Source organism: Armatimonadota bacterium, assembly GCA_029907255.1.
GTDB lineage: Bacteria > Armatimonadota > UBA5829 > DTJY01 > DTJY01 > JAIMAU01.
Map to the genome: position 1 here is coordinate 1 of JARYMF010000020.1, position 24,857 is coordinate 24,857.

General features: G+C 47.5%; 23 protein-coding genes, 1 tRNA gene and 1 pseudogene. 15 read left to right on the top strand and 10 right to left on the bottom strand.

Annotated elements, in window-relative coordinates; translation table 11 throughout:
• The 5 genes from QHH26_13105 to QHH26_13125 all read left to right on the top strand — a co-directional run.
• Nucleotides 1-1,454, top strand: a 1,454-nt coding sequence (locus QHH26_13105; protein MDH7482895.1) for an FAD-dependent oxidoreductase, incomplete at its 5' end; no start/stop codon positions are given.
• A complete protein-coding gene (locus QHH26_13110) occupies nucleotides 1,454-1,879 on the top strand; it encodes a hydrogenase iron-sulfur subunit (GenBank protein ID MDH7482896.1) in 426 nt (141 codons plus the stop codon). The genes QHH26_13105 and QHH26_13110, both read left to right, overlap by 1 nt.
• 39 nt (nucleotides 1,880-1,918) lie before the next feature.
• On the top strand, nucleotides 1,919-2,608 hold the full coding sequence (locus tag QHH26_13115; GenBank protein ID MDH7482897.1) for a methylenetetrahydrofolate reductase C-terminal domain-containing protein: 690 nt from the start codon (nucleotides 1,919-1,921) through the stop codon (nucleotides 2,606-2,608).
• Nucleotides 2,609-2,674: 66 nt separating this feature from the next.
• The gene (locus QHH26_13120) at nucleotides 2,675-3,319 is read left to right on the top strand and encodes a GNAT family N-acetyltransferase (GenBank protein MDH7482898.1); all 645 of its coding nucleotides are present in this window, start codon (nucleotides 2,675-2,677) and stop codon (nucleotides 3,317-3,319) included.
• Nucleotides 3,320-3,356: 37 nt separating this feature from the next.
• Nucleotides 3,357-4,817, top strand: coding sequence for a PIG-L family deacetylase (locus tag QHH26_13125; GenBank protein ID MDH7482899.1), 1,461 nt, complete (start codon nucleotides 3,357-3,359; stop codon nucleotides 4,815-4,817).
• A 71-nt stretch (nucleotides 4,818-4,888) separates the two neighbouring features.
• Here the strand turns inward: QHH26_13125 and QHH26_13130 are convergent, their stop codons facing one another.
• The 3 genes from QHH26_13130 to QHH26_13140 all read right to left on the bottom strand — a co-directional run bounded on the left by QHH26_13130 (nucleotide 4,889) and on the right by QHH26_13140 (nucleotide 8,622).
• The gene (locus QHH26_13130) at nucleotides 4,889-5,452 is read right to left on the bottom strand and encodes a hypothetical protein (protein ID MDH7482900.1); all 564 of its coding nucleotides are present in this window, start codon (nucleotides 5,450-5,452) and stop codon (nucleotides 4,889-4,891) included.
• Nucleotides 5,453-5,794: 342 nt separating this feature from the next.
• Nucleotides 5,795-7,003: a hypothetical protein gene (locus QHH26_13135; protein MDH7482901.1), complete on the bottom strand. Its 1,209-nt coding sequence runs from the start codon at nucleotides 7,001-7,003 to the stop codon at nucleotides 5,795-5,797.
• Between the two features lie 56 nt (nucleotides 7,004-7,059).
• Complete coding sequence (locus tag QHH26_13140) at nucleotides 7,060-8,622, bottom strand: DNA methyltransferase (protein MDH7482902.1); 1,563 nt, start codon at nucleotides 8,620-8,622, stop codon at nucleotides 7,060-7,062.
• 1,535 nt (nucleotides 8,623-10,157) lie between these two features.
• On the opposite strand from QHH26_13140, the pseudogene QHH26_13145 reads away from it, so the two are divergent.
• From QHH26_13145 to QHH26_13185, 9 genes and pseudogenes are all read left to right on the top strand, one after another.
• A pseudogene (locus tag QHH26_13145) lies at nucleotides 10,158-10,274 on the top strand (restriction endonuclease subunit S).
• A complete protein-coding gene (locus QHH26_13150) occupies nucleotides 10,271-11,917 on the top strand; it encodes a hypothetical protein (protein ID MDH7482903.1) in 1,647 nt (548 codons plus the stop codon). The pseudogene QHH26_13145 and the gene QHH26_13150 overlap by 4 nt, the downstream one beginning before the upstream one ends.
• Nucleotides 11,892-12,203 carry a hypothetical protein gene (locus tag QHH26_13155; GenBank protein ID MDH7482904.1) on the top strand — a complete coding sequence of 104 codons (312 nt, stop codon included), beginning with the start codon at nucleotides 11,892-11,894 and terminating at the stop codon, nucleotides 12,201-12,203. Before QHH26_13150 ends, QHH26_13155 begins: the two co-directional genes overlap by 26 nt.
• Nucleotides 12,204-12,484: 281 nt before the next feature.
• Nucleotides 12,485-13,240, top strand: coding sequence for a hypothetical protein (locus tag QHH26_13160; protein MDH7482905.1), 756 nt, complete (start codon nucleotides 12,485-12,487; stop codon nucleotides 13,238-13,240).
• Between the two features lie 223 nt (nucleotides 13,241-13,463).
• The gene (locus QHH26_13165; protein ID MDH7482906.1) at nucleotides 13,464-13,679 is read left to right on the top strand and encodes a hypothetical protein; all 216 of its coding nucleotides are present in this window, start codon (nucleotides 13,464-13,466) and stop codon (nucleotides 13,677-13,679) included.
• A 118-nt stretch (nucleotides 13,680-13,797) separates the two neighbouring features.
• Nucleotides 13,798-14,112: a hypothetical protein gene (locus QHH26_13170; GenBank protein MDH7482907.1), complete on the top strand. Its 315-nt coding sequence runs from the start codon at nucleotides 13,798-13,800 to the stop codon at nucleotides 14,110-14,112.
• A gap of 204 nt (nucleotides 14,113-14,316) precedes the next feature.
• On the top strand, nucleotides 14,317-14,655 hold the full coding sequence (locus tag QHH26_13175; GenBank protein MDH7482908.1) for a hypothetical protein: 339 nt from the start codon (nucleotides 14,317-14,319) through the stop codon (nucleotides 14,653-14,655).
• A gap of 143 nt (nucleotides 14,656-14,798) precedes the next feature.
• Nucleotides 14,799-15,068 carry a hypothetical protein gene (locus QHH26_13180; GenBank protein MDH7482909.1) on the top strand — a complete coding sequence of 90 codons (270 nt, stop codon included), beginning with the start codon at nucleotides 14,799-14,801 and terminating at the stop codon, nucleotides 15,066-15,068.
• Nucleotides 15,055-15,393, top strand: coding sequence for a hypothetical protein (locus QHH26_13185; protein MDH7482910.1), 339 nt, complete (start codon nucleotides 15,055-15,057; stop codon nucleotides 15,391-15,393). The genes QHH26_13180 and QHH26_13185 overlap by 14 nt, the downstream gene beginning before the upstream one ends.
• Here the strand turns inward: QHH26_13185 and QHH26_13190 are convergent.
• The 6 genes from QHH26_13190 to QHH26_13215 form a co-directional block, all read right to left on the bottom strand.
• A tRNA-Asn gene (locus QHH26_13190) sits at nucleotides 15,364-15,439 on the bottom strand. The genes QHH26_13185 and QHH26_13190 overlap by 30 nt on opposite strands.
• Before the next feature lie 106 nt (nucleotides 15,440-15,545).
• A complete protein-coding gene (locus tag QHH26_13195; GenBank protein ID MDH7482911.1) occupies nucleotides 15,546-16,553 on the bottom strand; it encodes a glycosyltransferase in 1,008 nt (335 codons plus the stop codon).
• Nucleotides 16,550-18,352 carry a hypothetical protein gene (locus QHH26_13200; GenBank protein ID MDH7482912.1) on the bottom strand — a complete coding sequence of 601 codons (1,803 nt, stop codon included), beginning with the start codon at nucleotides 18,350-18,352 and terminating at the stop codon, nucleotides 16,550-16,552. The genes QHH26_13195 and QHH26_13200 overlap by 4 nt, the downstream gene beginning before the upstream one ends.
• Nucleotides 18,349-20,820 (bottom strand): glycosyl hydrolase-related protein, encoded by a 2,472-nt coding sequence (locus QHH26_13205; GenBank protein MDH7482913.1) that lies wholly within the window; start codon nucleotides 20,818-20,820, stop codon nucleotides 18,349-18,351. Before QHH26_13205 ends, QHH26_13200 begins: the two co-directional genes overlap by 4 nt.
• A gap of 137 nt (nucleotides 20,821-20,957) precedes the next feature.
• Nucleotides 20,958-22,136, bottom strand: a complete 1,179-nt coding sequence (locus QHH26_13210; GenBank protein ID MDH7482914.1) for a PDZ domain-containing protein — start codon at nucleotides 22,134-22,136, stop codon at nucleotides 20,958-20,960.
• Between the two features lie 24 nt (nucleotides 22,137-22,160).
• Complete coding sequence (locus QHH26_13215; protein ID MDH7482915.1) at nucleotides 22,161-23,150, bottom strand: CehA/McbA family metallohydrolase; 990 nt, start codon at nucleotides 23,148-23,150, stop codon at nucleotides 22,161-22,163.
• 256 nt (nucleotides 23,151-23,406) lie between these two features.
• Here QHH26_13215 and QHH26_13220 point away from each other — a divergent pair, with 256 nt between their 5' ends.
• The gene (locus tag QHH26_13220) at nucleotides 23,407-24,570 is read left to right on the top strand and encodes a uroporphyrinogen decarboxylase family protein (protein ID MDH7482916.1); all 1,164 of its coding nucleotides are present in this window, start codon (nucleotides 23,407-23,409) and stop codon (nucleotides 24,568-24,570) included.
• A 64-nt stretch (nucleotides 24,571-24,634) separates the two neighbouring features.
• Here QHH26_13220 and QHH26_13225 read toward each other — a convergent pair.
• Nucleotides 24,635-24,857: protease HtpX (locus QHH26_13225; protein ID MDH7482917.1), on the bottom strand; the 223-nt coding region annotated here is incomplete at its 5' end.

A 24,857-nucleotide genomic window follows, 5' to 3' on the forward strand; every position in this document is an offset into this window, starting at 1 on the left:
CGAGAACACACGAGGCGCTTTTCCGCGAAACCGTTCGAGAATGTGGGCTGAATCCGTTCCTTGTTGATATGGCGAACATCCGAGACCAATGCTCATGGGTGCATTCGAATAATCCAACCGCGGCGACAGAAAAAGCGATTGACCTGCTTCGCATGGCAGTGGGCCGCGCCTCCAGACTTCGCCCACTCCTTACCGAAGAACTGCCGGTTGTTCAGTCTGCCCTCGTTCTCGGCGGCGGTCCTAGCGGAATGACTACTGCGCTTTCACTTGCGAAGCAAGGCTTCCAAGTGCACCTTGTCGAAAAATGTGCAGAGCTGGGCGGAAGGCTTAAATTTTCTAACAATCGTGAACTACTTGAAAAGCTGGTTTCGGCGGTAACGAGCCATCCGCTTATCTCAGTTTACACGGAAAGTCGCCTAGCGAAGCTGGAGGGGCATATTGGAAACTTCACGAGTGAGCTAAATACCCCATCTGGCGTGAAGAAGGTTAGCCATGGCGTGCTCATAATCGCTACTGGCGGAATCGAGTATGTGCCAAAGGAGTACTGCTATGGTGAAGATTCGCGCATAATAACACAGCGTGAACTTCAGATGGCACTGTATGAAAATGCGCTCAACCTGCCGGAGAATCCATCCATCGCGATGATTCAGTGCGTCGGTTCTCGCAACGAGGAGAGACCTTTCTGCAGTCGTTTTTGCTGTACCGAAGCGGTTAAGAATGCAATCCTTCTTAAGGAAAAATATCCAAGCGCTTCAATAGTTGTTTTATATCGAGATATGCGAACATATGGTACTAACGAGCTCCTTTACCAAAAAGCACGGGAACTTGGCGTTGTTTTTGTAAAGTATGAACCCGAGAACGCACCCCAGGTCTCGGTTTCAGACGGAAAACCAGTGGTCCTAAGTTTTACCGAACCAGAACTTGGAATCCAAGTAAACCAAGAAGTTGATCTTCTGGTGCTTTCTGTGGGAATTTCCCCAGCGGTTGACAACAAGGAAATCTCGGAGCTGGCAAAGGTACCGTTAAATGAGGACGGCTTTTTCCACGAAGCCCACGTGAAGCTTAGGCCCGTGGACTTTGCTTCTGAAGGCATTTTCTTGGCGGGTAGCGCTCATTCTCCAAAGACCACTGCCGAGAACATCCAGCAAGCACTCGCTGCCGCCGGCAGAGCGGCAACGATTCTAAGCAAGCCAACTATGGTAGTCGGCGGACAGGTTAGCGTTGTAGATGTTAGAAAGTGCGTTTCGTGCCTTACTTGCGTGAGAATATGTCCATACGGCGCGCCTGCTGTGAGCCCAAACAACGGCAAGAATCGCGTAGAGATTCAAGCGGCGATGTGCATGGGGTGCGGAAGTTGCGCGGCTGAGTGTCCAGCAAGGGCAATCCAGCTTCAACACTTCACGGACACCCAAATCTTAGCGGCAGTAAAAGCCCTCCTGGAGGTAGTCAATTGATGGATAGCGGCGAGCCGAGAATTTTGGCACTTTGTTGCCACTATTGTGCATATGCAGCCGCGGACCTTGCAGGTTCGTTGAGACTTCAATATCCGCCAAACGTGCGCATAATACGACTGCCTTGTACTGGCAAGGTTGATATTGCATATATTATGCATGCTTTCGAACAAGGCATTGACGGCGTTATAGTTGCAGGTTGCCTTGAGGGGGGCTGTCATTTCCAAGAGGGAAATCTTCGGGCGAAGAAGAGAGTCGGGTTGGCAAAGGAGGTTCTAGCGGAAGCAGGCATTGAACCAGAAAGGCTTGAGATGTTCAACCTTTCTTCGGCGCAAGCCAATACCTTTGCAGAAATAATCGAAGAGATGACCGAGCGGCTCAAGAAGCTGGGCCCGAATCCCCTTCGCCTGGCTCTAAGCGACAAATAAGGTTTTTGAACTTCAAAACAAAAACTAACGGAGATTATTATGATAGTTGGACATCGCAAACATATTCAGGAAATTAAGCAGATGCTGGCGCCGCACAAGCGCATACTTGTATTAGGATGCGGCACATGCGTTACCGTCTGCCTTGCAGGCGGTGAGCGGGAAGTCGGCATGATTGCCTCTGCCCTTCGCATCGCATATCGCCTCGACAAAGACGAACGAGAGATTATCGAGGCAACTATCGAGCGCCAATGCGAGAATCAGTTCATCGAGGACGCTATAGACGAGATTCAAAACAGCGATGCAGTGCTTTCGCTAGCGTGTGGCGCAGGAGTTCAAGCCATAGCCGAGAGATTCCCAACCAAGCCAGTTTACCCCGGTTTGGATACCAAGTTCATCGGCATACTCCAAGAGCAAGGCATTTGGACTGAGAAGTGCATTGCGTGCGGAAAATGCATCGTTGGCTTGTATGGCGCAGTATGTCCGCTGACACGATGCTCCAAGGGCCTTCTCAGCGGGCCTTGTGGGTATTCCCGCGATGGTAAATGCGAGGTTTCGCCAGACGTCGAGTGCGGATGGCAACTCATTTACAATAGATTAAAAGACATTGGCCAACTTGACCGCCTCCTCGAGCCGGCGCCGCTCACCGATTGGTCAAAAAGCCACGAAGGCGGATGTAGAAAGCTAATCCGAGAGGACCAGCGAATAACTTTGGATGTCGAAGCCTCTTGATTACTTTAGATAACCTGGTATACTTCATAATGCAAATGCAGTGAAAGTATCGCCAAAGGTTAATTCATGGATGAACAGCTTACCTATCGTAATGCAGTTCCTTCCGACATCCAGCAAGTGCCGGAGATATTTCTTGATGCCTTTCCCGAAAGCGTTCGCCATTATGTCGGATTCATTCCAAAAGCAGATATACTGCGCGATATTTTTGGTATTTGCCTTGAGATAGAACCCGATTCGTTTTTCGTGGCGCTGATAGACGGCCGCGTCGTCGGCTATATACTTGCGCCAGCGGACTTCCCTCGCATGATGCGGCTCTTCGTTTGGAAGGGTTACCTCCTAAAAATGGGTTGGCGCTGGATTACAGGTCGCTATGGCATAGGATTAAGACCTTTGCTAATCTCAGCCAGAAATTGGATAGCAATATGGCGCGAGACCCGCAAGCAAGAGCTTAATGCCAAGGCGAGAATACTTTCGATTGCAGTCCATCCCGATTTCCAAAGCCGCGGAATTGGAACCGAACTGCTTCGAATTGCGTTAGAGCGTCTCCGAAGCGCTGGAGCCGATAAAGTGCGCTTGGAAGTTCGCCCCGACAACCTTGCCGCAATCCATGTTTATGAAAAGCTTGGATTTGAAATTAAAGGAAAAACAAGAGATACCCAAGGTGACTGGCTCATCATGCTCAAAGACTTCCAATCCACCGCTGAAAACTAGGAAAAGGTGGATTTGGCTTTTAATCGGTGTCTTGCTGTTGGCGGCTCTGATAGAGGTAGGTCGCCGCCTCATCTTGGCTAATTCAATTTATAGATTGAACCTCCGCACCCAAGCGCCTTTAAAGCAAATGCCGCCGCCCAAACAAGGCGAAAAAATCGTTATATTCGCTCCACATCCCGATGACGAAACCCTCGGCTGTGGCGGGCTCATCCAGCAAGCCATTCAAGCCGGTGCGCACGTTAAAGTAGTTGTTGCCACAAACGGTGAGTATCCAGAAATAGACGTAATTATTTTCGAAAAAACTATCAAACTGACACCCCAAAAGTTTATTCGCTTGGGATATATGCGACAGCGTGAAACACTAACCGCACTTCGTCATTTTGGTTTGCCGTCGAAAAATGTCATATTCTTAGGATATCCAAATGGAAATACATATCGCATGTGGCTTCCCGGCAATTGGCTTCCCTCAAATCCAGTGCGCTCGCCCCGAACGAGGCAAACTCGTTCGCCATACGCTAATTCCTTTACACCAAAGGCAATTTACTGTGGCCAATCGGTGTTGGAAGACATCGAAGCAATTTTGATGCGCGAAAAGCCAGATATAGTTATAGCTCCCCATCCAAACGACATTCACTCGGGGCATTGGTCGGTATATGCATTCACAAGGTATGCACTAGATGAGCTGGCATCGCAGGGGCATTTATTTGCTCAGAAATGCGTTGTCTACACGTATCTAATCCACCGCAGTTTCTGGCCCGCCCCGCGCGGATTTAGGCCGTGGGTAATGCTTGAGCCCCCTGCCCCGCTTGTCAAGCTGAACCAAACGGAGTGGTTCGCACTGCCGCTTACGGTGGCACAAATGATTGACAAGCGGAAGGCAATAGGCATGTATCGAACGCAATTTGGCGCGATTGACCGACTGCTTCAATCGTTCGCAAAGGGCAACGAGCTGTTTGGAGTAGTCAAACTTACAACATGGCCAATCCACCAAAAAGTTCCTGCGGCATTAGTCATCAAAGATCCGGTTGGCGATTTGTTTACAAACGGGTTCAAGTCAAGGGGCGATATCGCGGGAGTCTGGCTTTTGCGGAATAATGACAGGTTTTCCGTCAAGATTAAGACCCGAAGGCCGCCAACTTCCAAGATAAACTTCCATTTTTCCATAAACAGCGGTGGGATTGAAAGCAGAGATAGGGTGATTGCATACTATAGTTGGCAAAAAGGGCAAGCATCAGCCTTAGTATTGAAAGATGGGCGGCTTCGAAGGTATGGGTCGAGGAGCGTTGCCGTTGATGTGGTGGGCAACACCGTAATTTTTCATGCGAATTGGCCGCTCAGCGACACAAGGCAGACGTTTTTAATAATACGCGCATGGACGACCTCTGGCGGGCGCGTTATTGATGGCACTGCAGTAACTAGATTGTGGATTGGGAAGCTTCCGCCGGGGATTAGGCTGGCAGGCGAGGAAGAGCCGCAGACGCGGAGTGAGGCTCCCTAGTGATTTGGATTGGGCATCTTTTATGATTGGCGCCTGCACCCGTATAGACGGCCGCTGCAGATTTTGTATAGCTAGGCTGATACGCACAAATGGTTCCCACGCCTGCGCCCCAAACCATTGGCTCCCATCGCATGGTGGAAGTCTACCATCGCATGGTTGACTTCTACCATCGGATGGTGGAAGTCTCCCATCGAATGGTGGACCTCTACCGTCGGATTGTGGAAGTCTACCATCGGATGGTTGACCTCTACCATCGGATTGTGGAAGTCTACCATCGAATGGTTGGAGCGTACCATCGCTTGGTACCTTGGAACCATCGCTTGGTTCTTAGGAACCATCGGATGGTTCTTGGGAACCATCGCTTGGTTCCTTGGTCCCATCGAATGGTTCCTTGGTACCGTCGAATGGTTCCTTGGTCCCATCGGATGGTTCCAAGGTCCCATCGCATGGTTCCAAGGTCCCTTTGGACTGCACCCCACCCTTTTCGCCTGGTTCCGAGGTTTCTTAGCGTCGGCGAGGAATCCAAAATAAAGGTTTCTCAGCTCTTTGAGGCAATTCACAGCTTCATCTATCTCACAGGGGAATGGCACGAATGGCTGTCGAGCGGGGATTGCTTGTTTCCTGTGGACCGTCAATTCAAGCTGGGGGCTTTTTGTGGCGATTCAACCAATCTGTAGAGCATAATCAACTTCGCCCTGCAACTCTTAAATACCCCCACCCCATTTGGTGGTTTCCCTTTCCTCCCGCATCACTGCCGTACGAAAACTTTGCCTAGTTGTTAATTCACAGGTTGGGAGCAAAGGAAGATCTCAGAAAATATTCTGTAGGTGGACAAAAAGCATCACTCTAACTTTTTACACTTCAAAATTCAGTTTTCGGTGTCGGGAATTGGTTAACGTCCATTAGGCTATTCTCTGTTTTACTTCAATATGGAGGAGTTTTTTTATGCCGTGTTTGGCAATGTTGCGGGCTTATTTTTAAGACGAAATCCCACCGCCACCGCCTTCATTTGTCTTTCCGCTTTTCCACCCTGTTCTTCCTTCTATAGAGATGCTTTTGGGGGCATTTAATTTTTTCCTTTCAGGCTTACAAATATCGCTAAAAATGCAATATCTGTCGTTTCTAAAAATCAATCGGTCTTGCGGCATTAGGCTCTCTAGAAACTTCTCGCTTATCTGTTTTTCGTGGGGGCAAGAACGCTCATTGGGACGACATGCTATTTTCCCAAGTCTAAAAATGAGGTAATCCATTGAAGCTGGTGTTGGCGGCCTATGGTTATTGGGGATTTCGTCCCATTTTTCCCAAACCCTTCTCCAAGCTTCGCGGCTCAGCCTGTCCACCATGGCATACTGGTAGCTGAAAATGTCTAGGTAACTGGCTAATAAAGGTATACGGAATTGAAGAATGCCCGTTCTCAAAGCCACTCTCATGGTATTCTTGTCACTCATGACATCCAATTTCTCTATGTTTTTCTTGTACTCCCATACTCCTAAATCAGCCATATCTCTTAGAAACATGTGGGCTTTTTTGGCTGAAAATCCATATCGTTCTTCAGCTGTTAGCGCCTTAACAATCTCGATTACATCTCCGTTGTGAAACTCGTTAATTTTATATGCTGAAGAGTCATACTTTTCCTCTAAGAGCTTTGCCGAATTCAGCATCCATGGCTTTCGTTTATCTCGTTGGGCTTGCGCTCCAAGGAAATTAAGGAGCTCATCTACTAACAAATCATTATCCCTCACCTTCCGAGGGTTAAAACAATCAGGATGTCTTCTATAAAACTCAAACGGATTGGTCTTCGCATGAACATCGATGTTAAAATCCTGAATAGCGGTAAAAAATCTTACATTTGCAATTTCTTCTTTTGTCAAATCAAAGGTATCTAGTTGGACCTTAATGGTGTTATTTGCGTAGATACTTTCGAGCACTTTGGCTACTTCTAAGCATTCGCCATTTGGGTCGATTTTTGGAGCCAGGATGTTTTCATGGTTTTCCTGCCAATATTTGTGAAACTCAGAAATGTAGGAAGAAGGCAGGGCTTCTTTTCTTTGGTAAAAGAATTTGTTAATCTCATTCAATATTTTTGCAGCCAATTCGTACTCGTCTTGGCCTTCAAATTTCCCGAGATTGAATTCTATACCACAATGCATTGCAAGTTTTTCAAGGAAGCTAAGGAGTTCGGACATAAAGATGCATCCCTACCTTACTATTGTTATTCTAGTTTGAACTTTTTAATTTGGTCTCAATTAGATTTCATGACTTCATATATAAGCAGGTACTTATGTGCTATTTTTAAAAAACCATCAGGTGACTGGGGTTTCAAAGATTCGTCCTTGTAACTCAGGACGACTATTTCTTTGAGCCATAGATTATCATCGGTTAGCTTATCCACGATCCTTTTTGCAAGGGGCTCTATATATCCATCGATTCGCAAATCTTGAGTCTGGATAACCACAAATCCACCTTTGGTTATGCTGGATAAGTTATGCTTAACTATTTGTTCGACTTCTTTTAAATAGTATTCAATAGTTAGACGGCTAGGATTGTTGTCCAAAAATGGCGATTTAATGATAAGAAGCTGTCTATTTTCTTGGTTGCTGTTTTCTGAATCATTCGATTCACCCGTTGGGTGAAAATTAAATGATATAGCCGAAAAACGTTCTCCATCGGAATATCTATAGATAATGTTTTTATTTAGCTCCTGCTCAAAGCTTTTTTCTGGTAATTCCCATACCGTTGTGGTTTCAAGGTTTTCCACGTTTCTATTTACCGGTAAGTTTTTTAAGATGGGGGCAACTAGAGGGCGATTGACATTAGGTTCCACTTTGTCTGCGGGAAGTCCTGACACTGGCTTTTCAAAAACTGGCAGGTACTCATGAGCAAGAAGGAGAAAGTTGTATTTGACACTGTTTGCATACCAAAAGCCTGTGGTTTTACAATTATGCTGCCGCTTAATAACCAATTCTCTTAATTTGAAACCAGCGTCTAGATAGACGTTTATGAGCTGGAAACCCAGGGGGATTACATGTTTATCTTTTCGCATATCCCCTATCAAGATGGCACATTGTCTGCCGGGCTTCAGTACTCTAAAGCTTTCTTTTGCAACCTTGCTCATTTCATTCAAGAAATGATCTAAATCAAGAAATGACAAGTCGCCATCTTTTGAATTTGTATAGTTAATGATGTTTGCATAAGGCGGATGAGCGCAGATTAAATCTATAGAATCATCATCTAGGAAGAATAGATCTCTAGCATCACCTACCTTTAGTGTCGGTTCGTAAATACAAAGGTTTTTCTGTTCATTCGTAAGAGATAATTGCTCTGGTTGCAGGCTAAAGTCAGTATTTCTTTTTGCCAACTCGATTGCTTTTTCGTTAATGTCAATTGCAATACAGCGCCTACCTAGTAGCTTGCATTCAATAGCCGTTGTGCCGCCGCCACAAAAATAATCCAAAACAATGTCGCCAGGTTTTGAATATTTGAGAATGATGTTTCTTGGGATGTAAGGGGACCAATTGCCCCTATATTCGCCGCTATGAGTTGCCCAATTTCCCCTTTGTTTGAAGCTCCAAACAGTGGTCTGTTGCTCTTTAAAATCTTTTGGATGGAGGGTTTTTATTTTCTTTGTATCTTTTAGTTCGCTAACGTTTAACCCATGAGTTTTGGTAATAAGCCGTTCAATGTACTTAAAACTAACCCCATACTTTTGACCAATCTGCAAGTCAGGGGTTCCTATTGCCTTATCTTGTAATATTGCCTCATCCAGTTCTCTTTTGGTTTTAAAGTTTATTTGCTGTTCGGTCATCGCATTTTTCTCGAAATAATCTCACTGATTTGTTCAACTTAATTTTATTGTATCCTCCTTTTGTTTTATTCACGTCTTAGGGTTTTCAAAAAGCAAACTGGCTCCGATATGAAATAGTGCCAATTCAATTATAAAACAAAAATTTTCATATTTTGTGAAATGTGACTTTGTCTTTGTTCTTATTAAAGCAGAGGTAAGAGTATAACGCAAGCAGCTTGGCTTTTGATGTCCATTGGCACAGGCGGCGCTTTTGCGGATGCGATGGTCTATGCCTAGTGGAATGGGATCAACTACAGCGGTAATATGCCAGCCCAGCGAACATGAAGATTACCAATCGCCTTCAAATCAAGTGGTATATTTGCATCAGCCACAGCGGCCCCGGCCAGTTCGAGGGAAACCTGTTCTAGTTAGCGATTGACTGCACCATCTTGCCCAAAACAAAAAGGTAGAACTTCTCACAAGAGAAGTTCTACCTTTTAAATTCTCTGGCTCGGCGGAACGGCATCACGAAGCGTGCTTTTGTGGGATGGAGTGAGGCTTGAAATGAAGAGGATTGCTAAAGGCCATACCAGAATTAGCATTCTCCCTCAGAGGATTGTGGTAAATGAAGCTCCACTTTACGCCTCTCCTCATTAGGGCAACTTCTTGGCAAGCTCCCCGATATGTTTGTCAACGCCTATTACCTATTGGGCTACGACTAGTGGAACACCTGGAAGGCTTAGCGGGATGTCGGGCTACCCACCCCACCCCTTGGTTATTACCATTGCAACCGTATAGAGGAATTGTGCGCCGTCAGCTCGCCACTTGAAGGGATACAGGGCGAAGCCTCGGAGGAATCATAAGGTAAAGGAGATAGTGGTTTCTCCCTGCAACACCCGATTCATTTCACCAGTGACATGCGCCTGATACAAAAGTGGACGATGTCAAAGTGGGCAAAAGTTGCGCATCAACGCGTTTTCTCTTTTTCTTTTTGACTTTGCATTTAAGCCCATAGAAGGTTTTGAATTCAGCTTTAGTGCGTTTCCACAACAACCCAGCGCATATGAAGTTAGGGCTAGCAAGGAAACTTGACAATTTATATTTTATATGCGCATAATACAAAAGCTAAGAAGAAACAGGGCAAACCCTTGCAAGAGTCCCCTTAGATGCAAATTGGTATGGCCGCAAGCAATAGTAACAACGCCTACCTCGGCTTTGAAGCCGAACTTTGGCTAGCTTCATCCTGAAAAGCCTATACCACTGGGGAGTGATGCAGGGGGTGCCTAGCCACAAAGTGGGCCGCCTTTATTAGAAGTTCCGCAAAAATAAGCTCGATGAATGGCTTTTGTTACAGTGGGGCGGAACAGAAGAGTCTACTTAAAAGCTATTCTCTGGTCGGTAGCTAAGATTAAGTAGCAAGTGTTAAGATTGAGTAAGTAGCAAGGGTTGAGTTCGAGTATCGGATAAGTAGATTCGACTAAATGGAAAAGCCATGCTGTCAATACCACTTGATGCCGATGACGAGCTGTTCGAAAAAGTGCTGCGGGATTCTGCAAAACGAGCGCGAATCCTCCACCCTTGCCACCCTGCCCGATGCGCTCCTGCCCAAACTGATTTCCGGTAAACCGTGGGTGAAGGATGCGGAAAGGTTTTTGAAGGAGAGGGGACTATGAGTGCATCTAAGGACTGTCGACTTGATTTGGACTATCTCCTCCAGCGAGATCTTATCACTAATTTCATTCCATCCATGGGGAAAGAGCCATGGCAGGTTGTTTATGCCATTGATGACAGGAATCCCGACAGGTTTGATATTTTTTGTGCGCTATTAGAGCGTGAAGCTGTTAAAGAGGCGCTGAAGAAGGACGACTGGGACTTAGCCATAGGTGACGGCCTCCCCGGTTTCAGTCAGTCCTGGCAAGAAGGAAAAGAAACGACGACTTATCACCGTTTTGGAACTGAGGGAGTACGCCCTCTGGTTATAACCAGAAAATTTTATGGCGCCTGGCCTTCCTATCTCGAGCTGTGTGAAGAGTTTCGTCACTTCCACAACCTCGCGGAGAATTGCAAAGACCAGGAGCAGATATTTCTGGATTTTGACGAGTCTGGCTATCCGATAGAAGTGGCAAAAATTATCAACCATGAAAGGGTAGAGATCGAGTGGACATATCTGCGTCGGTTTCTGGCAGCAACACAACTGTACCTCGCTATATACTTCAACTCTGTTCGCTACTCCAAAATATCCTTAGGCGACGTGCCTCAAAAAGATTGGAAATTCGAGCATAAGGATGATAAGTCTCGATACTCATTTTCTGTCGCAGAGTGCAATTTCCTACCAAGTTTCTGTACTTTCTCCCGACTCTTGGGCAAAGTCATCATTGCACCACCACCCGTCGAGGAATGCGGTAAGTGGCCGTTCAATAAGAAGGAAGCGGATTCTGAGGTATCTTTTATTATTGGCGTGAGCCCTGATGGCAGGCTTATAGAATCTACCTCTAACCCAGATAGGCTTTCCAACTCAGGAACTCCTAACTACTTGACTCCGGTTTATTTCCGAAAGGAGGTTTTGCAAAAGTACTACGCGGAGCCTAACCGGTACTCTGTTAAGGATGGTTACCTCGAATGCCTCGGGCTGTGGGTAATGCAGATTGACAATGATCACCCGACCCACGTTGCCGCGTTCCTCGGCGACCTTGGTCGCGATCTCCCTTACCGCGAGCGATTGCACTGGAGGCAGTTCAATGTGCTTCCGCCTGCAGATGTGGGCATTAGTGAAACGTGCTTCCATCGGAGCTTTCTAGCAGAATTTGCAGAGCCTAAGAGCGTAGACCTTGTATTTCAGCAAAAATACAAGGAGTTGAATGAAGTCTGGCGTGAACAGATGGGATGGCCGCTTTTTCTCGAGCCAAAACCTGGCGACGAGCACGTCTTAACGGTCCATATTCCCGTCACTGATTCTCAGCGTGAGTTAGATGAGCAAATTTTAGCGCTTACAAGACTCCTTGTGGACTCTCTCAACGAAAGCGAGCTGGAAAAGAAGTTGGTTAAGAAACGCCGAGAGGACCGAGGCATCCGAAAGCTGGAACGCTTCCTTGAAGAAGAGGGATGTGAGAATAAAGAGGAGATAATCAGGTTTCTCCAGGACCTTCAAGGCCTCCGCTCTGCTGGTGCAGCTCACCGTAAGGGCAGTAAGTACAAGCGGATGCTGAAGAGACTGGGGCTGGTGGGGAAGGATCAGCGAGATGTTATGGAAGTCTTATTGACACAAGCAGTGAACGTTCTTCGCTTATTGCTTGAATTCGTACAGGGTAAGCGATGAGAGTAGCCTTCTACGAGTCAGAGCTGGAATTAGCCGCCCTTGCTGGCTTAAATCCCTTGGCTTGATGGTCGAGCACGGCCCAGATATCGCACCTGGCATGCGGAATGTCGAGCGCGAGAACTACGGCCAGGTGGTGCTTGGAGATCGGCTTCGCCAAGCGCTGATGCAGCTCAACCCCGACATGCCAATTGACGCACGGCAAGAAGCCTTCCAGAAGCTCACGCGGCCGGACTCGCCCTCGCCGGTGGCCCCCAGCCCTTGGGGAGCCGCCCTCGATCGAGAGTAAGCAGGCCGCCTGGGACCGGTGGTCGCCGCTTTTTGCCATTATTGGGGTTGCGTCCTATATTGCGGGTCTGGTCGTGCCGATGTGGACGGCTCTCTCCACGCTACAGCGACATTTTGGCGGGTAAAGACTTGGCATGTGCGAGAGGCTGCCTTCGCCTGGCCCTTGGCCATCGATCTGTACACGGCGCGCGCACAAAACGGCTTTGTATGACGATACGACGAATGCTACTTCGTCCGGCTGGCCTTGTCAGCCAGTGTTGGCGGGATCCGACCCAGGCGCGGGTGGACAACGAGTACGATGAGGTCTACTACCTGACGCGGGAGGTTCGAACCGGCAGCCTCCCATACGACAAGCGCTACACCTACGACGACGTGGGGAACAGGCTCACGATGATTGCAGACGGTGTCACGACGTACTATCACTACGACGCGGCAAACAAACTCTTCGACTACGGCTCATCGAACGACCCGCCGTATACGGGGAACACGTTCCTGGATTACGACTGCGCAGGGAACCAGATTTCCAAGCAAGAGGGGTCGGTCGTGACCACTTATGCGTACAACTTCGCCAACCGCCTGACCGAAGTGGAGGTCGGAGGAGTCACAACCGCTGAGTTCACCTACGATGGCGACAACCTCCGCCGGAGCGCGACCTTCGCATCGGGCACAACCTGGTTTCTTTATGACGAGGACCGCGTGATCGGGGAAGTGGACGGGCAAGGCGCCCTCATGGCTTTCTACAGCGTGGGAAATGGCAGCCTGATCGCACGGCTGGCCGGCGGGTCGGGTCAGTACTACCACGCGGACGGCCTGGGAAGCGCGAAGGCGTTGACCATGGCCCAGACGCCCCCCACCGTCTCGGATGCATACGCCTACGATGCGTGGGCATTCCCCTGGGCACTGGGGGACCACGCCCCAGCCCTATGCATTTGTTGGCGGCCTGGGATACTACACACACTACCAGAACCCCGGATTCGACCTGCTTCAACTGGGCGCGAGGTACTACCATCCAACAACGGGACGCTTCGTCTCGCGTGATCCTGCCAGAGATGGTCTGAACCTATACGGCTATGCAGGCAATGACCCGGTGCAGTGGGTGGATCCGAGTGGAAACTTCAGCTTTGGAAAGCTCTCGACGTGCTTGAAAGAGGCAGCCTGCATGGCATTAGCAGGCGAGTTGGCCTGTCTCTTTGTGGAGCAGGTCGTTGTTGAGCCCTGCGTTATTGGCTGCATAATCGCCGGTCCGGGGGCTCCGGAATGCATGGCAGCCTGCATAGCCCTAGGAGAGGTCGCCAAGAAAGTGTGTGAACTCTCTTTTGTCGCGCCAATAGTAGCGATCGACTTTGCTACATGCATGGCGGGAGATTGCGACCCACCCACGCCATGCCTTGATTCGTTCGAGAAAGTTCTGCGCATGCTCCGTCACATGGTGGAACAGAGGTTCGGTCTGAAAAGTGCTACTCAGGATAGGCCGTAGAGATTGGCTTCGGCGACATTGGAGGCTGACACTGAGCGGCGGCATCCTGCTGCTGCTCGGGCCTGTGGTCTATATCGTTTCTGCTGCCTGGCTCCGATCCCATTTGGGCGCGCTGGTTGTGTCTGGCATTTATCTGGTGCTCGTCGTAACCAACCTTGTCTTGCGGATCGTCGTTAGGGATGCGCGGGATGGGATAATGAGCTCAGCCCAGCTCCTTACGCTGGTGGCCCGGATATACCTTATTCGAGCGGTGCTCGCGTTGACTCCTTTCACAGTGGCAGCCATCGCAACGTGCTGGTGGCTATCGCTAGTAGCCGGCCTGTGGCTGATACTTAATATTCTGGCGGTCCTGAGGCTATCAATCACTCCTCAGCCACAAGCACAACGAGTACAGGCAGCAATCGGATGGCCGTCGAGCCAACTGATTCGGTAGGTGGTTGCTGTCTCGCTAGTATGGTCGCTTGGTATCTGGATTCTGGTGATTATGTGGTGTACGAACATTGTGGGCTACAGGTTAGCCCTGCAGATCGCAGCCCTTGCGGTGCTGCTTCTGTCCGTTTCCATAACGGTGGCAGTGGTACGGTACCATCGAACCCGCTGAATGAACGGCGCTGAGGCAGCAGATGAGGTGGTTCTCATGAGGAGATGCGCCAAGATTGCCTTAGGGGTGGCGACCCTCTGGCCAATCTTGTTCATCATGGCATTAATGGTGGTCGGATATAGATTCTATGAGCTTGCGCAGGGTGGGATACCGTTGCACATTATGATGGTTACACTCACATACGGTACACCGCTGGTGCTTTTCACGTGTGTGTTGTCTTGGGCGCTGCTGATTTTCTACATTAGCCATGTGGCGAGAAACGAAAAGATCCCAGCCCACAGGAAGCGCTTCTGGCGAGCAGCCCTGTTCTTTGGCATCTTCGTTGTCATGCCCATATATTGGTACAGATTCATCTATTGTAAGGAGGGCGGATAGGGGTTGCTCGTGCTCGGGGGCGGCGCTGTTGCACGTAGCGGGATTCACTTAGGACACACAGGGCATGGCGATGACGGCGACTGAGTGGCGGCCGAGATGATAACAGGTACTGTGTTCTTCGCGTGTGCGGCACTCCTGGCGGTTTGGGTTGCCATACTCCTAAGGAGGGACTACGCGGAGCGCATGTCGCACATGCTTCTGGCAATCGGCTTTTCGGACCTAGCCTACGGCACGTATCACGCGAAGACGAGGAAGAGCAGGAGTTTCAGGCCGCCATGGGTATATGGAACTCGCATCGGTATGCTGATGGCGCAAAGCTGCTCCGCGAGTTCGCCGAGAAGCACCCGAACAGCTGGTGGGCGGAGGAGGCGAAGCTTCACTGCGGGTGCAACCTCTACTATGAGAAGCGCTAGGACGAGGCGCGGAAGTTCTTCGAGGACGTCCTTGGCGGGCATCCAGGCGTTAGAAGAGATGATTGAGGAAATAGAAAGAGAGTCCGTCACTCAAGAATTAGTGATGCTTGCCCTAAATAAGTTTACGGACGTGTTTGACCACATCCAGCCTTATCAACAAAAGGAACTATTGAGCCTTGTCCTCCATAAAGCCATTCTTGCCCCAGATAGCATAAAAATAGCCCTATACGGGCGTCCACCCGAAATAGGGCTATTTTCATTATGTGAATCTGAGATACGCTCTCAGATACCATTCTGGCTCCCCGGACAGGACTCGAACCTGTAACATCCTGGTTAACAGCCAAGCGCTCTGCCGATTGAGCTACCGGGGAACATTATAAAGTATTCCACGCTTGCGCTGTTTATTATAACACGACGTTGTCATTTTGTCTATATCGTGCAACAAAAATATTGGCAATTTTGTGCCATTTTTATATCTCACGCGGCACAAATAAAATCTTGCAATTCCTTTCGGTTTGTCTCAATCAATTGTCTACGAATGAGGTCGCGCGCCCCCTCTGAGGCTACAGCGGCAATAACAAAAGCATCTGCAAATCTTTCTAAATCCTCGGGTCGAATTATGGGCACTCCTCGAATGACTTGTCCTATTTTGCGGGCGTCAATATCTACAACTGCCGTGAGCTTTACGCCTTCCCTAATCAGGTGCTTCATGAGTCGCTTGCCTGTCATGCCTGCTCCCCACGTAATTATCGGGCGTGATTGTGGCAGGTATTGAGCAAGGAAATGAGCTTTTAATCGCATGAAGTTTTCAAGCGAATAGCGCGAATCAGCGAATGTTAATCTGCCAGGGGTTTCCCGCCAAAACAGCAAAACTCGGCGAATTTTTGCAAAGCGCTTTCCTGCCATGTAAAACCTCAACCAAAGATCATAGTCCTCAGGCCAGCCCATGTCGCGGTAACCGCCAATCATGCGTAGGTCCGATGCTCGCATCATAACGCTAGGGTGTGCAAGCGGGCTCTCGATAAAGATGTCCCTCGAAATATCTTCATGGCTTATGAGGGAATTTAGCCATTCTTCGTATCGAAGGAAGCCTTTTTTGACCTTCGCTCTTGGAAATGAGCGCACAAGACATCCGCAAACGCTAACATCCTGGTGGGTTTGCATGAACTCGATTTGCAATCGAAGCCTATCGGGATGAGAAACATCATCGGCGTCCATGCGAGCGATAAACTCACCCTTGCATTCGGCAATCCCAATGTTGAGTGCGTTTACGATCCCTGAATGCGGAATACGTATAACCCTTATTCTCACGTCTTGTTCTGCCCAGCGGTCAAGGATGTCGCCGGTACCGTCGGTAGACCCATCGTCTATTGCTACTACCTCGAAGCTGGCGAATGTCTGCCGAACCAAACTCTCAATTGCTTGATTGAGCGTATTGGCGGCGTTGAATGCCGGGAGCAGAACCGAAATTATTGGGGTGCTCATTGCCCTATTTGTCGGGAAAGTAAAAAACAACGCGCATCAATTATTTCGTTTATCTTGAAAGACAGCACGTCTTCTTGGAGTTGGCTTTCAATCAAGTCTCCGCTATCAAGTGCGACGACGTTCAAAGCATTGGCATCTAACCAAGGGGGAATTTTTACTGTTACTATTGCTTCTCGCACCGGCCGAGCGGCGAAAGTTTCGAGAGATGAGCGGTGGCTGAGATTGATAAGTACCACTACAATTTTATCACCGCATAGGATTGCGCCTGGAAGGACATTGGGAGTGCTACATCTTGCCCAATTAGCTGGTGCAGGCGTGCCAATTGCGGCTACTTCCCCCACCCTTCTCAATTCGTTGTGTAGGTTTGTCATTGCATCCCAGAGTGTTTTTGCGCGCCCACCTTCACCGCCGCCAGTCGAGCCTGAGTGGATGTAGTGGATGATTCCGCGTGCGCCGCCCAATAGCATGGCGTAGCATTGAAGGCGCATTTCTTCTATAGTAGGCGCACGTCCGGAACGGCGTTCGCCAAGGTTGAAAAATTGGGTAACCATGAAAAATGGCTTTGGTTCGGTAGCCAATTTAAGCTTTTCGATTGTTTCGAGAAGATCCTTGAGAAATGGCGGTCGTGTGTATGTTTCCTGACCTGCTTCACTTCTTAAGAAGTTTCCTAAAGAATATCGATGAGTTGCGATAACATCGGCTATCTCCCCGTAAACTCGGTAATTTTGGGGTCGAAAAGTGTTATCTAACTGCACGAAGGTGTAGTGTTCAGGGTCAACTTTTGCGCAAAACTCATCCCTAGCAGCTAGCTCCATTGCACTTATACCAAGCTGTCTTCCGCCATAATGGTCTGCAACGTCTGGTTCATCTACAAGATGGTGGTATAAGAAGGCCTGCTTGTTTTTGATTTCTTCGATATTTTTTCTAGCAATGTCCTCATTGAAGTTCACGATTTTGCCAGCAGAGCGGTCAACCAGCGGTTCGGGGATATATTTTGCACCAACACTTATGCGATGTTTTGACATAATCTCAAGGATGTCAGGTTGCACGGACCCGAAAGATAGGTAGTGATTGCACCCATGTGCTGACCAATCGGCGATATTCTCAGCAGTGGGCGTGCCGTAAACGCCAATTAAAAACTCTGCCGGCATTGCGCGAATCTGATAGGCAGTTGAAAGTCCGTCACTCGATTTAGCTTCAATGACGTGAAACGAATTCTTGACAAGCGGCTTTTTCAAAATAATTCTTGTAAAGGCCAATCCGTCGCATGCTTTAGCAGGCCAAGGCGAGGCAAATCTGTGTACATCTTTGCCGTCAAGTAGTATGCTTTTGATAAACGAGGAATTTGTGGGATTCGCCCAACGAACATATATATCAATTGTTTTGAGATTGGGCGCAAAGCGAATTGCTTGGAATCTTAATGGCTCGGCGGCACATCGGATGACCCTTTTTATAGTTTCGCCGTTAGTTGTACGAATTTCTACCGTTTTTGACTTGTTGGCTGGTGTTGAAAGAGTGATTAAGATGTTAGCAATTTCACCCGGAGCAATAGCGCTAGGACGCATGCGATACCAGAGCACATCTTGCGGACGATTTACATTATGTTCATTAATTGTGGCGCAGTCGAAATCGTCTACTATCGGCGGAAGTAGCGTTACTGGTTGTCTGCCTTGGTTTTTGAGAAACAAGTGCAGGCTGGCGTTTGTATCGCGGTAATATGCTTTCAGAACTGTAAGTTTGCCATGAGCACTCATGGGAATGGCGCAAATTAATGCTAGAGTGAAAAGAGCTACCCTCATTTTCGTGCCCCTGATAATTGAAGTCGAATTGTGACAATTTCGCGTGGGTGTATTTCTATTGCAAAGACACCATTTTGAACTGGAAGTTTGCCAATGGGATTCTCAACGATGTCCAGTAGCTCAGCTGAGTCAATTTTCAGAAATCCAGAGGATATCTGTATCTTCGATTGCCTGTTTTTGTTTTCCATTAAACGAATTACGTACCCACTTCCGACTTCCGCTTTCTTGAAGGTGAGTAGAGAGAACCCATCGCCGTCCAATTTGATGAATTGGGCGGATGATGGGAGGTTACCATTTGGGTTTGCTTTAATTGGCATTGCAATCAGCGGGTTTGCTTCGGATTCCAAAAAGTGGATGACGTTTTCGTCGCCTGGCTTGTGAATATAAAATGCTGTCTCGAATGTAAGTACATTGGGCGCGTCAGGCTCTACAATTACCCTTCCAATTCCTTCCTTGTATTTCGCTTCATCATGCTTACTCAGAAGCCGCATCATTAGTTCGGTGGTTTGGGGTGGGATTGGCGTGCCCCAAATCCAGTTGATGTTACCAAATTCCCAGTTGAACGCCTGCCTAGAGAAGAAAGACACAGCTATCTCAGAGCCAGCGATATCACCGCCATGCTGAACGTTGAGTATGCAGTTGGCTTTCGGCATGTAATCTGTATAAGGATTGAGCAATCCAGCGGGTGTATCAAACGTTAGCTTGGCGTTAGGAATGTTGAATGGATAGGCGATGTCATATTTTATTGAACCGTCATCGTATGAAGCATAGGGTGTTCGCTGTAGGTTGAACTTATGCTTGAATCTTACTATAGGTTCACCAGCGCACAAGGTAATTTCTGTTTTTGAAAGCGGCGATTTTGCATCTGTGATGATTAGGCTAGCGGCCAGCGGACTAGTTTGCCTTACTCTTATTGAAGGTTTGCTAAAGTTTACAGGCCCATTGTATTCTTTTGATGCTTGAACAAGCTGCCCAAAGCCATACTTGGATTTTCTGTCAACTAATTCCAAACCCGTGCGCTTGTCTTTTAGGCTAGTAACAAAACCATTTTTGTCTACCTCGATGCGGAGGTATTCGTTTTCCAGAAAATTTGGACCTATGGAAAGCTGGGATTTATAAGTTTGGGAGGGTTCATAACACCTGTAGCCAAGCCCCGGCACATCTTTAGCAAGTATAAATGTATCGCCGACCTGAATTACACCTGTTCGTATATACGGCGTGGGATTCCAAACAAAAAAGCTATCTTTGTGGATTTTGACGTGCGCTAGAAGCGTTCCGATTGAGTTCCGAAGCACGTTTGATGTAAGTTTGGAAGCTGTCTGCGCATATCTTTGGGCAGTAATGTTACCTTCGCGCGTTTGCTCGGCGGTTAGTGTTCCAGGCCAGCCTCCGCCACCAGAGTGTTCGTCATATGTAATTACGTTCTCCCATGCAGATTCGATTTGTTGTTTTGGGTATTTCCTAAGCTTTAGTGCTTCAATGAACGAAGCAATAGCTTCGGCGCATGGAAGTTCATCGTGAACTTGCCTCGATAGAGCAGTTCCATATGGAGTGCCTTGAGCATTTTGGTCCCAAAGCCCTGACCAATCACCTCGATATACGGGAAATAGGTCGCCGTATTTGGCTTCCATGTGCGAGAAAAAATCGTCAGGCTGGGATATTACCATTTTCGGTGATTCATGTTTAGAGTTCCACTCTCTTGCGCCTTCAGTCATAGCAAGATTTGTGCGGCCATTGTCGCCCGTACCTGCAATTATTAAAATGGCATCGTAAGGATAGCCAGCTTCCTCCAAACGTTGGAGCAGTTTTGGCACGGTTTCTTCGGCACGGCCGCCTTTACCCCAGCCATATTCCCAAAGCCCTAAAAGATAGCCGCTTTCTTTTCCTATAAAATCGGAGCATATCCATGTGAGAACGCGGCTACCGTCAGGACCTTCCCAGTAGAATGGCCTGTCTTTTACTGGAATCTCAGCACCAGCACCGATGAAGTTATTTACGCCCATTAACAAGTATCTTACGCCGCTTTTTTTCAGGGCTTGAGGATAAGCCCATGTTGCTCCTGGTATATCATTCTGAATTGCAGTCTTTATTTCAACACCATAATCCCTTTTAAGGCGTGCAGCAAAATAAAAAGAACGGCAAATTTCTTCCGCACCCATGATACTGCTCCACATGCCAGCATAACACGCGGTAAGCCCAATGCGTCCACTTTTAACAAGCGACATTAAATGTGCAATTTGATCTGGCGTCTTGCCTTTCATCCACTGCTCAAGCTGCCAAAGGCTTTCAATTGTCCATTTGTAATCTTGATCTTTTTCGCAAAGAGCGATTGCTTCGTCGATTGTTTCAGCAGATACCCTGGCTACTGCCGCTTGAGTATCGGTAAATCCAATATCAAGGTGCGAAAGTTGGACAATATAAATCGTCTTAACTGATGAGCGAGTGAGAATTGACGTATCAGCCTGCAAAATATCTGCCTCCAAAAATAAGCTGAGAGTTAAGATTAAAATTATCAACAAGCGGTAATTCACCATGGATTGTTTTATCTCCCCAACTGTTTTCTAGTATATAAGGAATTGAGTGGTCAATAATTGATACCTTCATATTAATGAAATGCAGGCTTGGAGACGACCATCAAGCGGTATTTACTGCTAACACCAGCACGTTCCACCTCGACCGAAATTCGTTCTCTTGGACGACGTGCGGCGATGTAGTGGACTAGCCATGCGGAGGATGGAACGTGCTGTCCATCAACGGACGTAATTATATCTCCTGCTTTCAAGCCCCATTTTTCAGCAGGGCCGCCGGAATAAACAGCGGCAATTTTGACTTTTTGGCCAGCGTCCACTGTTTCTATTCCAAGCCAAGTCGGCTGGTAGGTTCTTAAAAACTCTTTTAGGTCAGTGCCAGTTATTTTATTGACAGCCCTGAGAAGTGTGCTTCCGTTTATGTAACGGTGCTTTGAAGCAGCTTCGACAATCTGGGCGATTACATAATCTCCATATCTATTCGTTAATTCATGAATTAACCCTAGCGAAGCGAGGTAATAAGCTCTCTCATTTGCTGTATATTCTTCGCAGTTGTTCCAATCTAAAAGAAGCTCACGGATTCGTGAGAGTTCGGCATATATATCAGTTGGTGGCTGATACTCTTCGCCAAATAGTTCGCGGTTTAGGATTTCGCCTGCTAATTCGGAAACTCCATCGCGAAACCATCGAGTTTCGTTAACTAACCCTCCGCCGAATATGCAATAGTCGCCAAGGAAAAGCTCTCGTCTGCTGAGCGATGCAAGCATGGATGCTTCGGTTAACTCATGTGCTATTCCGCTACTCCATTCCGGGAGAACCACGCCATTCGGTAAAATAAGCAATGGTAGTTTAAGCTCGCGTTGTTTCCGAAGAGGTATGCGAAGGCGATAGCCGCAAGATGTGTTTGTAACCGGAACGAGATATATGATTGGTTTGAAAGCCCAAATTATGCCTGTTCGCTCTGCTATTTTAATTCGTGCTTTTTCAAATGCATCGGCTACTTGCTTGGCAAGCGCAGACATTCCATTTGGGTAGTGAACGATGACGTTGGGGTATTCAACGAAAGCAACGTAATTTTGAGAAGCGATTATGGTGGCAGCGTCTACCTTCTCATCGCCGATACCAAGATCCATGTGCATCGGGAAAAGGCGCGTTCGAGGATTGGTGTATTGAAGTTCGCGCATGACTGGTTCGCACCCGCAAACTACTGCCACCATGATTCCTATGACCATCAGCCGAAGGCTGGATATCACCATACCTAAATTATCCTTATGAGGAGGCTAGTCAATCCTGAATGCTTGGGTCCAAGCAACGGTTTCATCAGAGCAGATTACTTTGCAGCGGATATATGAATTTGGTTCTTGCTTTCTATTTACTTTATATATTGCCGATGTGCCCATTGTTTCTTGGAGTATGCTTCCCCATTTGCCTACGAACCGAATCATATACGACTTGCCTGGCTTTGGACGCACCTTAATATAGAATCTTTCGCCATCAAAAGAATAGTCCTCAAGTTCAACACCGGTCGACGCGTAGAAATCACCCTTTGACAATGCTGTTAACACTGCTTTAGGTGTCAACTCTGGCACTTTTGCTACTACCCACCCTTTTCCGGGTCCGTTAGGTCCAGTAGGGCCGTCTTTGATTGAATGCATGTCGTCTGTCGCCGCAGCATAAACCTCCTTGCCATTTGATAATAAGTAGTCCCAAATTTGTTCAGTTGAGAGTCGTGCAAGGTTTCCTTCATTTAAACTGCCGTTGCCCATATTGGCAATCTCAAGAATGTACGGTCCATCGATATAAAGCAGGTCAGTGTGCAAAAGGCCTTTTTCCCAATTTGGGTGATTGACCATTGGTATTCCACCTGCGTCTCGAATGGTTTCAACAAGACGACGTACGCTTCTTCCTGCATTAAGAGTTCTGTTTGGGGCTTTAATTGTCTCTGTTATGCCAAAAGCATTTGCATGAATTGGCGACTCCTTGCCAGGCATTGCTAATTCCTCTCCTGTGATGAGAATGAAGTTATCGTTCGGATTGTTATCCAAAGGAACTGGGTCTGTCAATTTCTCATGGTCCGTGATTGCTAGAAAATTATAGCCATTTTCTCTATACCAATCGGCTACTACTTGTGGCGGACTGTCGCCATCGCTATTGGTTGTGTGGGCATGGAGACTTCCCCTAGCCCACATCCACTTTTCTACTTTTGCGGCGTTTGAGATATTACTAACCGTAAGGAAAATTAGCAGAGATGCGAAGAATATGCGCTTCAACTTTATACTCCTTCTTTAGTTTTAGCGTTTGGTAGTGAAAGATTTTCAACTGTCTTCAAAACGCATTTGCACTGCATACTATTTGTCGATTTTATATATTCACCGCTTGGCCGTTTATCTCCTTTACTCATTTTTGCCTTTGAACTTAACAGAAGCTATAATGTATTTCTAAGGTCGGAGAGCAATTTGGAGTTTGGTCAAAATGTGATTTTGCTTACTTTTAGTGGATTAGCGGTTCGGAGGCAGGTCTAAAACAATGTTGGAAATGGATTTCAAATTACATAATCGGGAAGTTAAAGAGGTATGGGATGCTTATCATGCGGGTAAGCCTATTCGCGTTCCTGTGGTGCTTGGTCTAAACGTAAGATACTACCTTTTCACTCCTTGGCTCAATCCTCGGCAAATTACTTTTAAAGAGTACTCAGAAAATCCTGAACTCATGCTGGAAACTCAGCTTGAATTTCAATACTATGTTAGACACAATCTCCTTTTTGACGCCGAAATGGGGATGCCTACAGAAGCTTGGCCTGCTGTTTATGTTGACCTTCAGAACACATATGAAGCTTCATGGTTTGGTTGCCCGGTACGCTATTATGATGGCCAGGTTCCAGATACTGAGCCAATACTGACAAATGACCGAAAGCGTATGCTTTTTGACAAGGGTGTGCCAGACCCATTTAAAGATGGTTCGATGGAAAAGAACTTGCGTTTTTATGAAATATTGAAAGAGAAAATTAAAAATTTTACTTTCATGGGTCTGCCGGTCTCGGATGTCATCCCTTCGGGATTGGGAACCGATGGGCCGTTTACCGCTGCCGCAAGTTTAAGGGGCGCCACCGAGATATGCATGGATATTTATGAGGATCCTCAGTATGTGCATGAATTACTTGATTTTATAACAGAGGCGACAATAATAAGAATTAAAGCTTGGAGAAAGATGCTTGGGTATGAAATTAAGCCCAGGTGTTGGGGTATAGCAGATGACAGCATTCAGCTAATCTCATGCGAGGCTTATAGAGAATTCGTTCTTCCACGTCACAAACGCCTTTTTGAAGAACTTGCAGGCGCTGGGCCGCACAGTATCCATCTCTGTGGTGATGCCACAAGACACTTCAAGATAATTCGAGATGAGCTTAATGTAATGACATTTGACACTGGCTTTCCCGTAGACTTTGGCTCTTTAAGGCAGGAGTTGGGTCCAGACGTTCAAATCAATGGAGGGCCTTCAGTGCAATTTCTTCTTCGGGCAACGCCTGCAGAAGTGCGAGAAGAGGTTCGCCGTATACTTTCCACGGGCATTATGAATGGCGGCCGGTTTGTTTTGCGAGAAGGGAACAACCTTGCACCAGGTACGCCAGTGGAGAATGTTAATGCTATGTATCTAGCCGCACGAGAGTTTGGAAAGTATGACAACTGGTGATTAGAACGCCTAAACAAAAAGGGAGCTGAAAACCAGCTCCCTTTTATTAGATTTGCATTCTCGGCTACACTGTTTGCCCCATCTTTTCAGCTATCGCCCTGAGCCGATTGACGCGGTCAGGTATTGGGGGATGTGTGCTGAAGAGGCTAAGAATCCCACCTCCACGAAGTGGGTTCACTATAAACATATGCGCCGTAGAGGGATTTACCTCTGCTGGCACGAGTTTTGCAGCGTTTTCGAGTTTTATAAGTGCATTGGCTAAGCTGAGTGGCTTGCCACTAATTATT

Excerpts from the sequence above, each read along its gene's own strand:
- QHH26_13110 (MDH7482896.1), top strand. The coding sequence starts at position 1,454 with ATGGATAGCGGCGAGCCGAGAATTTTGGCACTTTGTTGCCACTATTGT.
- QHH26_13115 (MDH7482897.1), top strand. The coding sequence starts at position 1,919 with ATGATAGTTGGACATCGCAAACATATTCAGGAAATTAAGCAGATGCTG.
- QHH26_13120 (MDH7482898.1), top strand. The coding sequence starts at position 2,675 with ATGGATGAACAGCTTACCTATCGTAATGCAGTTCCTTCCGACATCCAG.
- QHH26_13135 (MDH7482901.1), bottom strand. The coding sequence starts at position 7,003 with ATGTCCGAACTCCTTAGCTTCCTTGAAAAACTTGCAATGCATTGTGGT.
- QHH26_13140 (MDH7482902.1), bottom strand. The coding sequence starts at position 8,622 with ATGACCGAACAGCAAATAAACTTTAAAACCAAAAGAGAACTGGATGAG.
- QHH26_13150 (MDH7482903.1), top strand. The coding sequence starts at position 10,271 with ATGAGTGCATCTAAGGACTGTCGACTTGATTTGGACTATCTCCTCCAG.
- QHH26_13165 (MDH7482906.1), top strand. The coding sequence starts at position 13,464 with ATGGCAGCCTGCATAGCCCTAGGAGAGGTCGCCAAGAAAGTGTGTGAA.
- QHH26_13175 (MDH7482908.1), top strand. The coding sequence starts at position 14,317 with ATGAGGAGATGCGCCAAGATTGCCTTAGGGGTGGCGACCCTCTGGCCA.
- QHH26_13185 (MDH7482910.1), top strand. The coding sequence starts at position 15,055 with ATGAGAAGCGCTAGGACGAGGCGCGGAAGTTCTTCGAGGACGTCCTTG.
- QHH26_13195 (MDH7482911.1), bottom strand. The coding sequence starts at position 16,553 with ATGAGCACCCCAATAATTTCGGTTCTGCTCCCGGCATTCAACGCCGCC.
- QHH26_13200 (MDH7482912.1), bottom strand. The coding sequence starts at position 18,352 with ATGAGGGTAGCTCTTTTCACTCTAGCATTAATTTGCGCCATTCCCATG.
- QHH26_13210 (MDH7482914.1), bottom strand. The coding sequence starts at position 22,136 with ATGGTGATATCCAGCCTTCGGCTGATGGTCATAGGAATCATGGTGGCA.
- QHH26_13220 (MDH7482916.1), top strand. The coding sequence starts at position 23,407 with ATGTTGGAAATGGATTTCAAATTACATAATCGGGAAGTTAAAGAGGTA.